General features: G+C 67.8%; 10 protein-coding genes. 6 read left to right on the forward strand and 4 right to left on the reverse strand.

Annotated elements, in window-relative coordinates; genetic code table 11:
- Window positions 1-188 precede the first annotated feature (188 nt).
- The 4 genes from GGQ89_RS09535 (at window position 189) to GGQ89_RS09550 (ending at window position 6,952) form a co-directional block, all read left to right on the forward strand.
- Complete coding sequence (locus GGQ89_RS09535) at window positions 189-2,870, forward strand: TonB-dependent receptor (protein ID WP_240456395.1); 2,682 nt, start codon at window positions 189-191, stop codon at window positions 2,868-2,870.
- On the forward strand, window positions 2,870-3,964 hold the full coding sequence (locus tag GGQ89_RS09540; RefSeq protein WP_240456396.1) for a phosphatidylinositol-specific phospholipase C1-like protein: 1,095 nt from the start codon (window positions 2,870-2,872) through the stop codon (window positions 3,962-3,964). The genes GGQ89_RS09535 and GGQ89_RS09540 overlap by 1 nt, the downstream gene beginning before the upstream one ends.
- A gap of 258 nt (window positions 3,965-4,222) precedes the next feature.
- Window positions 4,223-5,731, forward strand: a complete 1,509-nt coding sequence (locus tag GGQ89_RS09545; RefSeq protein WP_338112291.1) for a DUF1800 domain-containing protein — start codon at window positions 4,223-4,225, stop codon at window positions 5,729-5,731.
- A 9-nt stretch (window positions 5,732-5,740) separates the two neighbouring features.
- A complete protein-coding gene (locus GGQ89_RS09550; RefSeq protein ID WP_240456397.1) occupies window positions 5,741-6,952 on the forward strand; it encodes a DUF1501 domain-containing protein in 1,212 nt (403 codons plus the stop codon).
- Here GGQ89_RS09550 and GGQ89_RS09555 read toward each other — a convergent pair.
- The 3 genes from GGQ89_RS09555 to GGQ89_RS09565 all read right to left on the reverse strand — a co-directional run bounded on the left by GGQ89_RS09555 (window position 6,890) and on the right by GGQ89_RS09565 (window position 9,066).
- Window positions 6,890-7,390: an Rrf2 family transcriptional regulator gene (locus GGQ89_RS09555; protein WP_082442253.1), complete on the reverse strand. Its 501-nt coding sequence runs from the start codon at window positions 7,388-7,390 to the stop codon at window positions 6,890-6,892. The two genes, GGQ89_RS09550 and GGQ89_RS09555, sit on opposite strands and share 63 nt — an antisense overlap.
- 321 nt (window positions 7,391-7,711) lie before the next feature.
- Window positions 7,712-8,506, reverse strand: coding sequence for a glutaminyl-peptide cyclotransferase (locus GGQ89_RS09560; protein WP_380773009.1), 795 nt, complete (start codon window positions 8,504-8,506; stop codon window positions 7,712-7,714).
- Window positions 8,503-9,066: a helix-turn-helix domain-containing protein gene (locus GGQ89_RS09565; protein ID WP_056435693.1), complete on the reverse strand. Its 564-nt coding sequence runs from the start codon at window positions 9,064-9,066 to the stop codon at window positions 8,503-8,505. The genes GGQ89_RS09560 and GGQ89_RS09565 overlap by 4 nt, the downstream gene beginning before the upstream one ends.
- 121 nt (window positions 9,067-9,187) lie before the next feature.
- Here GGQ89_RS09565 and dapF point away from each other — a divergent pair, with 121 nt between their 5' ends.
- Window positions 9,188-10,123, forward strand: a complete 936-nt coding sequence (dapF, locus tag GGQ89_RS09570; RefSeq protein ID WP_184105594.1) for a diaminopimelate epimerase — start codon at window positions 9,188-9,190, stop codon at window positions 10,121-10,123.
- Between the two features lie 189 nt (window positions 10,124-10,312).
- On the forward strand, window positions 10,313-11,137 hold the full coding sequence (locus GGQ89_RS09575) for an oxygenase MpaB family protein (protein WP_184105595.1): 825 nt from the start codon (window positions 10,313-10,315) through the stop codon (window positions 11,135-11,137).
- 2 nt (window positions 11,138-11,139) lie between these two features.
- On the opposite strand, the gene GGQ89_RS09580 is transcribed toward GGQ89_RS09575, so the two are convergent.
- A complete protein-coding gene (locus tag GGQ89_RS09580; protein ID WP_338112292.1) occupies window positions 11,140-12,060 on the reverse strand; it encodes a winged helix DNA-binding protein in 921 nt (306 codons plus the stop codon).
- Window positions 12,061-12,152 lie beyond the last annotated feature (92 nt).

A 12,152-nucleotide genomic window follows, 5' to 3' on the forward strand; every position in this document is an offset into this window, starting at 1 on the left:
AATTCCTCCCCTTGCCGGGGAGGAATCAAGCCGTTCGGATTATCACCCACCATTCCCGCATCATTCTGATGACTTTCTGACCCGTTCAGCCTGTTTCACACAGTCGTCATCAATTTTACGCCAAGCTGACACCGACCGATCCTAACGCCCCCGCCGAACCGGCAAGACAGCCGATGGGGGATCAAGACATGCTGACGTTTCGCGGCCTGCTGAAGGCATCGGTTTCGCTTATTCTAGTGACGGGCCCGCTCGCCGCCCATGCGCAGGACAGTGCAGGTGCAGGGGCAGGCGCCACCGCGCCGCAGGCCGCGCAGGCGACCGATGCCGACGCCATGGGCGAGGATATCGTCGTCAACGGCACCTATGCACGCAGCCTGGCGGCGGGCATCGAGACCAAGCGCCGCGCCGCTTACGGTGTCGACTCGATCAGCTCGACCGATATCGGCAAGTTCCCGACCCAGAACGTCGCCGAAGCATTGCAGCTCGTCCCCGGCGTGGCGATCACCCGCCCGCGCGGCGAGGGCCTGTATGTCAGCGTCCGTGGCCTGGGGCCGCAGTTCCAGAACACGCTGATGAACGGCCGCACCGTCGCGCTGAACGACCTGATCGAGAATGGCGGTGCCGCCGGGCGTCAGTTCCGCTTCGAGATGCTGCCCGCCGAGTTCACCTCCAGCATCGACGTGGTGAAGACGCCGACCGCCGACATGAGCGAAGGCGCGCTGGGCGGCAATATCGACGTCAAGACCTTCCGCCCGCTGGAGGTCGGCAACAAGACGACCGTCAACATTCGCGGCACCTATACGACCCAGACCAAGGATGTCCGCCCCAACGTCACCGTGCTGACCAGCGCGAAGAACGGCGACGGCACCTTCGGCATCCTCGCGGGCGCGCAGTACTGGGGCAAGACGGTCCGCAACGACCGCTTCATGAATTTCGGCTGGCTGACCGACCGCTACACGGCGGCCAACAAGGGTGGCATTCCCGCCGGTCTCTACTCGCCGACCCGCACCCGTCCGACCGTCGAGACCGAGGATCGCAAGCGCATCTCGGGCATCGTGTCGGCGCAGTGGCAGCCGACGCCCGAGCTTCAGACGACGCTCGACATGGTCGCGACGCGCCTCGACGTCGCCTATGACGAGTTCGGCCTCGACATCTATCCCGATGACGGCGGCACGGCGGGCGGCCCCCCGGCGCAGATCCAGCCGGGCTATACGGTCGTCGGCGATACGATCACCAAGGCGACGATCAACAATGTCCGCTTCATGGGCACGCGTGAATACAGCCTCAACCGCCACGACCTGCTGACCGTCGGGCTGAAGCAGACGTGGAACCCCGACCGCTGGCATGTCGCCGCCAACGTCAACTGGTCGGCGGCGCACAGCTATCACCCCGATTACCGCACCGGCACGGTGCGCAGCCGCGCCTATTTCGTCGCGCCGCTGACCTATGACGCGAGCGCCGGTTACCAATCGGTGCCGACCTTCACCACGCCGGTCGATGTCACCAACCCGGCCAATTACAAGCTGTTCCAGTTCAACATCGCACCGAAGGACAGCAAGGACTGGGACTTCTACTCGCGCCTCGATATCGGTCATGATTTCGACGGTTTCCTGTCGAAGCTGCAGGCGGGTGGCGAATATCACTGGCGCAAGCGCGACTATTTCCGTCGCGATTACCTGATCGACACCGCGACCAACCAGCCGCTGACCAACCTGGGCGCGGGCGCGTATCAGCAGCTTCCCTATGACGACTTCCTGTCCGGCGTGTCGGGCAACGGCTTCCGCAACTGGCTGGTGCCCGTCAGCCAGGCCTATGTCGGCAATTTCTTCACCCCCGCCATCCAGGCGCAGCCGATCACCAATGGCGACCGCCGTTCATCCTTCGTCGTGTCGGAAAAGATCGCGGCGGCCTATGTCCGCGCCGATTACCAGTTCGATGCGGGCGCGGTGCCCGTCACCGGCAATCTGGGCGTCCGCTATGTCCACACCGATCAGGTGGCGAGCGGCACCCTGACCAGCGGCAATGTCGCCACCCCGGTCAGCTACCCCAAGACGTTCAACAACGTCCTGCCCAGCTTCAACCTGCGCGCCGACCTGTCGCCGTCGCTCGTTGGTCGCCTGGCCGCCAGCCGGGTGCTGACCCGTCCCAACGTCACCGACACCGCGCCGCGCATCACAGTGTCGACCGACGCGCCGACCGCCAGCGGCGGCAACCCGCAGCTGGTGCCGTTCCTCGCCACCCAGTTCGACGGGTCGCTGGAATGGTATTTCGCCCCCTCGGGCATGCTGTCGGGTGCGGTCTTTTACAAGGCGATGGACAATTACATCACCCAGTCGAATACCGAGATCACTATTCCGGGTCGCGGCACCGTCCGTCTGTCCAGCTCGGTCAATGGCGGCAATGCCAAGGTCTACGGCGCGGAAGCGGCATACAGCCAAGTCTTCACCTTCCTGCCCGCGCCGTTCGACGGCTTCGGCGTGCAGGGCAGCTACACCCATACCGAGGTGAAGGCCGATTACACGGCGGGGTCGCGCACCATCAAGGACCAGCTGATCGGCCTGTCGAAGAACAGCTTCAACCTGGTCGGCTTCTACGACAAGGGGCCGCTGTCGGCGCGACTCTCCTATGTCTGGCGCGACAAATATCTGTCGAGCACGGGCAGCACGGTGCAGGCGCCCACTTACGTCGCCGCCTTCGGTTCGCTCGACGGCCAGCTCTCGGTGCGCGCCGCCGACAATCTGACGCTCAGCCTGGAGGCGATCAACATCGCGGGCGCGCATCAGGACACCTATAACGACAATGCTCTGCGCTTCGGCGAGATCAACTATTATGGCCGGACGATCCTGTTCGGCATCCGGGCGGAGTTCTGATGAAGGCGTTCCTCACCCTGGCGGCGGTCCTCGCGACCGCCGCCGCTCCGGCGCCGCAAGCAGGCTTGCGGATGAACGACATTCAGGTCGTCGGATCGCACAACAGCTATAAGAAGCGGATCGCGCCTGCGGTCTTCGCCGAACTGGAGCGGCGTGACCCGAAGCTTGCCGCCGCGCTGGATTACGATCACCTGACGCTCGCACAGCAGCTCGACCGGGGCGTGCGCCAGCTGGAGATCGACATCTTCGCCGATCCCGAAGGCGGGCGCTTCGCCCATCCCAAGGGCGAGGCGATGGCCAAGGCGGTGGGCCAGCAGACCGGCTTCGACGAGGCCGCCATGATGAAGCCCGGCTTCAAGGTCTTCCACATTCCGGAAGTCGACTACCGGTCCTGCGGCACGTTCAAGCAGTGCATCGGCCAGATCGACGCCTGGTCGCGCGCGCATCCGCGCCATTTGCCGATCATGGTGACGATCAACGCCGCCGACCGGCCGATCAACAAGCCCGGCGTCACCGATCCGCTGCCGCTGACCGGGCCGCTGCTCGACGCGCTGGATGCGGAAATCCGCGACGTGCTGACGCCCGACCGGATCATCACGCCCGATGACGTGCGCGGCAATGCGAAGACCTTGCGTGAAGCCGTCACGACCAAGGGCTGGCCGACGCTGGAGCAGGCGCGCGGGAAAATCTACTTCGTCCTCGATACCCCCAGCGACGTGTCAGACCGTTATCGCGCCGGGCATCCCTCGCTCAAAGGCCGCCCGGTCTTCGGCTGGTACGACACCGACCAGCCCGAGGCTTCGGTCGAGATCGTCGGCGATCCGCGCACCGACGGGGCCAAGATCAGGGAGTGGGTGAAACAGGGCTTCATCGTCCGCACCCGCAGCGACGCCGACACGGTCGAAGCCCGCACCAACGATCATGCCCGCCAACAGGCCGCGATCGACAGCGGCGCGCAGGCGGTATCGACCGACTATTATCCCGGCGCGCCGACGCGGGGGTGGAGCAAGGGCTTCACCGTGACCCTGCCCGGCGGGGTGATGGAACGCTGCAACCCGGTGACCCAGCCGGTCGACTGCAAGCTGCCGAAGTAAAATCCTCCCCGGCACGGGGAGGTGGCAGCGCGCAAGCGCTGACGGAGGGGGATTTCCTCATAGGACATCCCCTATGGCACTCCCCCCTCCACCAGCTTCGCTGGTCCCCCTCCCCGCCGAGCGGGGAGGATTGATGGAGGGCCGCTGACGTCCTTTTCATGTCCGGGAAAGGCGGGGTTCAGCCTCTCTCCGCCACATTACAGTCCGAAGAAGCCTGCGCCCAACCCGTTGGCGGCAGGCGGAAATGGAGAGCGAGGCGTGGCGCGGATCGCTTCCTGGATCGGCATGATGGCGCTGATGGCCCCGGTTCCGGCCTATGCCGCCGACCCCGCGCGTGACGCGGCCTGGGCGGAACGGCTGGGCTGGGGACCGTCCGCCGCGCCTGATACCGGCCCCGCACCGGGCAGCGACGCATGGCTGCGCCATCAGCTCGACGACCGGCCCGCCCCCCTGCCCCCCGCCGTCCAGGCGCAGATCGACGCGATGCGCATTTCCCGGGAGCGCGTCGCCGCGCTCGTCGTTGAGACCGACGCGATGCAGCGCGATTTCAAGGCGATCGCCGACCCCGACCAGAAAAAGGCCGCCCGCGAAGCCTATCAGAAGGCGATGAACGGTCTGGCCGACGAGGCGCGGCAACGTTTCGTCCTGCGCGCGCTCTATGCGCCCGACCAGCTGCGCGAGCGGATGACCTGGTTCTGGTTCAACCATTTCAACGTGCAGGCGGCCAAGCGCGACATCCGCGCGATGGTCGGCGATTATGAGGAAACGATCCGCGCCCATGCGCTGGGCCGGTATCGCGACCTGCTGGAGGCGACGCTGCGCCACCCGGCGATGCTGCGCTATCTGGACAACGACCAGAACGCCAAGGGCAAGATCAACGAGAATTATGCGCGCGAGATCATGGAGCTGCACTCCATGGGCGTCGGCTCGGGCTATAGCCAGCAGGATGTACAGGAACTGGCGCGCATCCTGACCGGCGTCGGCGTCGACCAGAAACCCGATGCGCCGAAACTGAAGCCCGAGCTTCAGCCGCTCTACATCCGCGCGGGCCTGTTCGAGTTCAATCCGGCCCGCCATGATTTCGGCACCAAGCATTTCCTGGGCCATACCATCACCGGGTCGGGCTTCGCCGAGGTCGAGCAGGCGCTGGACCTGATTGCCGAGAGTCCGGCGACCGCGCATCATGTCAGCCTGAAGCTGGCGACCTATTTCATGGGCGACAATCCGCCGCCCGCTTTGGTCGACCGGATGGCGGCGAAATTCCGCCAGAGCCATGGCGACATCGCCGAGGTGCTGAAGACCATGATCCGGTCGCGCGAATTTTCGGGCTCGCTGGGCAAGGGCTTCAAGGACCCGGTCGGCTATACGCTGTCGGCGGTGCGGCTGGCTTATGGCGACCGGGCGATCACCAATGCGCAGCCGGTGGTGGGCTGGATCCGCCAGATGGGCGAAGGTCTGTACGATCACGAGACGCCCGATGGTTACGACCTGTCGACTGCCGCTTGGGCAGCGCCGGGGCAGATGGCGACGCGGTTCGACATTGCGCGGCAACTGGGCAGTGGTGCGGCGCGGCTATTCCAGCCCGCCGATGCCGCGCCGGGCACCCCGCCCCCGCCTTCCCCGCCGCCGATGTTGAGGGATTCTCCCATCCTCGCCGCGCGGATGCCGATGCTGGGCAAGCCGACACTCGCGGCACTCGGCCAGGCGCGGTCCCCGGCGGAGTGGAACGCACTCTATTTCTCCTCGCCCGAATTCATGCACCGATAGGAGGATCGCATGATGTTCCCCCATTTTCATCGCCGTGACCTCTTGCGCGGAGCCGCCGCGCTCGCCCCCATGGTGATGGCGGGCCGGGCCTTTGCCGCGCCGCAGGCGGGCAGCCGGTTGCTGGTCGTGTTTCTGCGCGGCGCCTATGACGCGGTGAACATCGTCGTGCCCAGCACCAGCGACTTCTACCGCCAGTCGCGCCCGACCATCGCACTGCCCAAGCCCGATCCGGCGAACCCGGACGCGCCGTTGCCGCTCGATGCCGACTGGACGCTGCACCCGGCGCTGAAGGACTCGATCCTGCCGCTATGGCAGGCCAAGCAGATCGCCTTCATACCCTTTGCGGGCACCGACGATATGAGCCGCAGCCATTTCGAGACCCAGGACACGATCGAGCTGGGCCAGCCGGTCGGCGGCCACCGCGATTATGGCTCGGGCTTCATGGCGAGGCTGGCGGATATTCTCGGCACGGGCGAGCGGCCGATCGCCTTTACCGACCAGCTGCCGCTATGCTTTCGGGGCGGCGAGGACCCGATCCCCAATCTGGCACTCGCCAATGTCGGCAAGCCGATCGACCAGCGCCAGGCCGCGCTGATCCAGAGCATGTATGCCGGACACCCCGACCTCGCCCGCTCGGTCAGCGAAGGCTTCACCGTGCGCGACACCGTCTACAAGACGCTGGATCAGGAGATGAAGGCCGCCAGTCGCGGCGCGGTCTCCGCCAAGGGTTTTGCGCTATCGGCGCAGCGGATCGGCACGCTGATGCGCGACCGGTTCAACCTGGCGTTCGTCGATGTCGGCGGCTGGGACACCCATGTGAACCAGGGCGGCGCGACCGGCTATCTCGCCGACCGGATCGGCGATCTGGGACGGGGCCTCGCCAGCTTCGCCCAGGCGATCGGGCCCGACGCATGGCGCACCACTACGGTCGTTATCGTGTCGGAGTTCGGCCGCACCTTCCGCGAAAATGGCGACCGGGGCACCGATCATGGCCATGGCAGCATCTATTGGGTGCTGGGCGGCGGCGTGTCGGGCGGACGCATGGCGGGCGAACAGGTCGCCCTGTCCGCCGCCACGCTCAACCAGGATCGCGATCTGCCTGTGCTGACCGATTACCGCGCGCTGATCGGCGGGCTGGTCCAGCGGCAGTTCGGCCTGTCAGGCGACCGCCTCGCGACGTTGTTCCCCGACACGCGCCCGGCCGATTTGAATCTCGTCTGACCCGGCCCCATCGCTACCGGCCCTTGCACGGATATCGTCCAGCACGTCGTCCAGCGTCAGCCCGGCCAGTTTGTTCTCCAGGGCCTCGCGCACCGGGGTCAGGATCGATTCCAGGCTGGACGTGATATGCCGGTCGATCATCCCCTCGCCTTCGGGCGGCTGGCGATGAAAGGCGAAGAAGTTCCGGTCCTCCACCGCCTGGTATACATCGACCAGCCTGATGTCGGACGACGGCTTGGCGAGCATCGCCCCGCCGCGATTGCCCAGTTGCGACCGGGTCAGCCCCGCCGCCGCCAGCCGCAGCAGCAGCGCACGGACCACCGCCGCGTTGGAATTGACGCTGACCGCGATATCCTCGGAGCGCAGCGGCGTATCGCCATGCTCCGCCATCAGCGCGAGCATATGCAGCGAGACGACAAAACGAGTACTGGTCGGCAAGAAACTGCGCTCCCTTATCCACCTAACCCGCGCATCACCCCGTGAACGAGGGGCATGGCGGGATTGCATGACGATCGGATCATGGCGGCCTTAAACGCTATAATCCATGTTATATTTATACCAATATACTACGGTAACGCTCCAGTCATCCGCAGTATCCAACACTTTATCTGTTGGATTGGGGGATACGCACATGTCATGGAGCCCGACGGGCTTCGTCGGACTTGCCACGATATCGCCCTTGGGCGTGACGACCCCGGGCTGCACGATCGCGTGGCTGATGGGCGGCTGACCGGGCGGGACGATACCGACTGGCCGGGATCAGCGCGCCGCCCTGGGCAGGCTGATCTCGAACAGTTCGGGCCAGTTCTTGCCGGTCACGAAGATGCGGTGCCTGGCCCGGTCATAGGCGATGCCGTTGGCCACCGAATCCCGGTCGGTCAGCCCGACCCGCGCGACCAGATCGCTAAGGTCGACGACACCCGCGACCACGCCCGTCGCCGGATCGATCCGCACGATATAGGGCGTCATCCAGACATTGGCCCAGACCTGCCCGTCGATATATTCCAGCTCGTTCAGATTGCGCAGCGGCCGTCCGTTCACCGTCACGTCCAGCGTGCGGACGACCTTCATCGTGGCGGGGTCCAGGAAGCGCAGGCGCGGCGTACCGTCCGACAGGATGATGTGATGCCCGTCATCGGTCATCGCCCAGCCTTCCCCGTCATAGCGCCACTCGCCCAGCTTCTTCAGCGCCGGGCGGCTCCAGCGGAAACCGCGTCCGCCATGCCAGGTCACGCTGCGCAGCTCCGCCCCCCAGGCGACGATGCCCTCGCCGAACAGGCCATCGGGCACGGTCGCGCGGCGCAGCGTCTTGCCGGTGGCCAGATCGACCTGGCGGATAAAGCTCTCCCCCTCGCGCCCGGTGCTTTCATACAGCGTGCCGTCAGCGATCAGCAGCCCCTCGGTGAAGGCCGTCGGATCGTGGGGGAAGGCATGGACCAGCACGGGCTTTTCGATCGGCGGCGGGGTCGGCGCGGCGGGGGCGGGCGTCGCCTGTTGCGGCACGGCGGCGGGCCCTGCTAGCGCAAGGACCAACGGCAGGATGGCGCGGATCACAGCGTGCGCACCAGCCGCGCCACGCGCGCGATCCAGGCGGGCGCGGACACTGTCACCCCCGCCGCCCCGGGCTCCAGCGGCAACAGGCGCAGCGCGTCGGGCATCACGCCCGCCAGCCGGGCAAAGACATAGCCACCGGCGGCGCGGGGCACGAGGATATCGCGATTCATGGCATCGGCGAACCTATCGGGGGCCAGCGGTTCGCACCAGAGCTCATCGCCCGCGCGGTAATCGCCGACCGCGCCGCTGACCGTCACCGCCAGCATCCCCGGCGTCGCACAGGGCGGCGAGACCGAGCGGGCGCTGCGCGGCGCCACGGCGCCACGGGGTCCCAGCAGCGCCGCGACCGGCAGCGTCTCGCGGATCGGCAACGTCACCAGATCGGCGGGCGTGCAGCCCAGGGCGGCGGCGATCCGGTTCAGCCAAGGCAGCGAGACGGTGCGTGTCCCCATCTCCAGCCGCCCGATCGTCTGCGGCGTGGTGGGGGGCGAGCAGGCGCGGGCGACATCGTCCAGGGTCATGCCCTTGGCCCGGCGCACCTCGCGGATCGCGGTAATCATCCCCCTCTTCCCCTTCCGTTTTTCGACCCGACGGCCCGGCCCCATCCATATAGCCCGCCCATCTGGCGAACCCGGTCTGGCTGGGCTAAGCGCCACATCCTGTCCTGTCGGAGTTATCGCCATGCGGTTCGCGATCGTCAAATGCCATGGATCGGGCAATGATTTCCCGATGATCGACGCCCGCGACCTGTCGCTGACCGAAGCCGAATGGGCGGGCGTCGCGCGTGCGCTGGCCGACCGGGCGGGGCCGGTGGGCGGCGACGGGCTGCTGCTGCTGGTCCCCGGCGACGAACGCGCGGCCTTCGGCATGGTGATGCGCAACAGCGACGGCAGCGAGGCGGAAACCTGCCTCAACGGCGTACGCTGCGTCGCGCGCGCGGGGTTCGAGGCTTTGGGGATCGCGGCGGCCACCGTGCGGCTGAAGACATCGCACGCCGATGCGGTCCACGACGCCGACCTCGCGCCCGGCGTCTATACGGTGCGCGAGACGGCGGGCCCCGCTGGTCTGTCGACCGCCGCCTGGCCGATCCATGGCGCCCCCGAGCGACTGGTCGAGGCGGTGCTGCCGATGCTCGATGCGGACAAGTGCTTCACCGCCGTCACCATGCCCAACCCGCATCTCGTCCATTTCGTCGAGACGGTGGACGAAGCCGAACTCGTCCGCCTGGGCGAAATCTGCGAGGCGGCGCCCGACTGGCTGCCCAACCGCGCCAATGTGTCCTTCGTCGAAGTGCGCGGGAACTCGCTGTTCGTCCGTACCTTCGAGCGGGGCGTGGGCCTGACCGACAGCTGCGGCAGCGCGATGGCGGCGTCGACCTATGCCGCATGCCTGACCGGGCGGATCGCCTGGGACGCGCCGACCGTGGTGTTCAACCGCGGCGGCCTGGTCCGCGCCTTTGCGGGCGAGGACGGGATGGTCACGCTGTCGGGCAATGCGACCTATGAATGGGCGGGGTCGGTGACGGTCGACCTGGCCAGCGAAACGGCGAGTGACCTGGTGGTGGAGCAGCGTTTCCCCGAGGAGATCGCCGCCTGGGAGGCCGCCAAGCGGGGGTAAGCGGCGGATGGACGGCGAGCCACCCACTCGCCCCCCGCCCCGTTCAGCCTGAGCGAAGTCGAAGGCCACGGGACCGGCCTCGCCGCAAGCGCGGGGCGTGCACTTCGACTTCGCTCAGTGCGAACGGGCGTGGGGGCTAAGAACGTCCGCCCCCACGCAACGCCCCGCCACCCGGCGCGTTCTCCCCCCATGCTTCCTGTCCGCCGCCAGATCGCCGACCAGATACGCGACGTGGTCGGGAGCCGTCAGCTCGACCTGACCCGGCCACCGGGAGATGACGGGCTGTTCGGCCCCGGCTCCGCGACCTGGGTCGTGCATGGCGACTTCACCGCGATGATGGCGGGCGGGATCGCCTCGCTGCTGGTCCAGATGCTGCACCCCGCCGCCCTTGCAGGCGTGTGGGACCATAGCGATTTCCGCCGCGACATGCCTGGGCGGCTGCGGCGGACGGCGGGGTTCATCTCGGTCACCACCTATGGCGCGACCGAGGCCGCCGAGCGGATGATCGCGCGCGTGCGGGCGGTGCACGACCGGGTTGGCGGCACCCTGCCCGACGGCACGCCCTATGCGGCGAACGATCCGCATCTGCTGACCTTCGTCCACGCCGCCGAAGTCGACAGCTTCCTGCGTGCGCATCGCACCTATCGCGATCCCGACTTCTCCGATGCCGAGGCGGATCGCTATCTGGCGGAAATGGCGACGATTGCCCGGCGGCTGGGGGCCGAGCAGGTGCCCGAGACCCGGCAGCAGCTGGCGCGCTTCCTGGATTCGATCCGCCCCGAACTGCGCGTCGATGCGCGGACACGGGCGGTGGCGCGCACCCTGCTCAACCAGCCCGCGCCCACCCCTGCCCTCGCGCCGGTCAGCAATTGGCTGACCCAGGCGGGTATCGCGCTGCTCCCCGACTGGGCGGCGCGGTTGCATGGGCTGGACGGTTACGGCGCGGTCAGACCGGCGATCCGGGCGGGCACGCGCGGACTGGGCGGCGCGATCCGCTGGGCACTGGCGGGATAGACCTAGACGCCGCCGATCCGATGCAGCGCGTTCAAATAGCCCCGCATCCCCTCCTGCGCGCGATCGGTCAGCACCATGAAGGCGCGGCGGCGATCGGCGGGATCGGGCTGGCGCGCGAACAGCCCCGCCTCGGTCATCTTGCCGATCCAGCGCAGCGCGGTGGTCGGCGCGACGGCGGCGGCGATGCACAGGCTGGACACCGACACCCGCGTCCCCTCCAGATGCGCGGCATAGAGGTCGAGCAGCATGTCCCAGGCCGGTTCCTCGAACAGCCCGCCCTCGAAAAACCCGTCGCGCAGCCGCCGGGCGCGGATCATCCGGCGGACCCGTTCGGCATCGCCCGGCTGGGCGCGCGGCGGGGCGGCGTGGAAGCTCTGATGCCGGTCGCCGACGCTGCCGCGCCGGTCCTCGTCCTCCTGCACCGACAGCCTGGTCAGTGCCTCGGCGATACGCGCGACCTCGGCGTTCAACTTGCGCAGCCGTTCGGACTCGCCCTCGCGCACATAGGCGTGGAGCAGCGCCGCGCCGCCATGGCTGGCCCCCGCCACCGCCAGCGCGGCGACCAGTTCCAGCGGGCTGGCGTCGCAAAGCATCGCCACGCGCGGGCCGATCAGCATCGCGGCGACCAGATCGATATCGCCCGTCGCCATGCTGACCACGATGGGCAGGTCCAGCGCGGTGGCGACCGCGTCGATGCGGGCGAGCGCGATCTCCATCGTCGCCACCTCCGCGCCGTGCGTGTCGACCAGCAGCAGCGGCCGCCCCGCCTGTTGCCCGATCTCCTCCGCCACCGCCGGCCAGGCGATATGACGCAGCACCCGGCCGCCCGCCTGCCCGACCAGATCGCCAGCCGCCTGCGCCAGCGCGGGCGCGCCGATCACCACGACCGCAAAGCCGGTGCCGTAAAGATCCTGTTCGTCCACGCTCGTCCCCCGCCGCCAGCCTTGCGGGCTGGTCCCTCGTCATGGTCGCGAACGGCGCAACGGGCGCGGGGCCCCCGCCCCTTCGCCCATGC

The organism is Sphingomonas yabuuchiae (assembly GCF_014199595.1).
Lineage (GTDB): Bacteria > Pseudomonadota > Alphaproteobacteria > Sphingomonadales > Sphingomonadaceae > Sphingomonas > Sphingomonas yabuuchiae.

What these genes read in the sequence shown, in the direction of transcription:
- dapF (WP_184105594.1), top strand. Translation starts at nt 9,188, where the DNA reads ATGCGGTTCGCGATCGTCAAATGCCATGGATCGGGCAATGATTTCCCG.
- GGQ89_RS09540 (WP_240456396.1), top strand. Translation starts at nt 2,870, where the DNA reads ATGAAGGCGTTCCTCACCCTGGCGGCGGTCCTCGCGACCGCCGCCGCT.
- GGQ89_RS09535 (WP_240456395.1), top strand. Translation starts at nt 189, where the DNA reads ATGCTGACGTTTCGCGGCCTGCTGAAGGCATCGGTTTCGCTTATTCTA.
- GGQ89_RS09565 (WP_056435693.1), bottom strand. Translation starts at nt 9,066, where the DNA reads ATGATTACCGCGATCCGCGAGGTGCGCCGGGCCAAGGGCATGACCCTG.
- GGQ89_RS09575 (WP_184105595.1), top strand. Translation starts at nt 10,313, where the DNA reads ATGCTTCCTGTCCGCCGCCAGATCGCCGACCAGATACGCGACGTGGTC.
- GGQ89_RS09550 (WP_240456397.1), top strand. Translation starts at nt 5,741, where the DNA reads ATGATGTTCCCCCATTTTCATCGCCGTGACCTCTTGCGCGGAGCCGCC.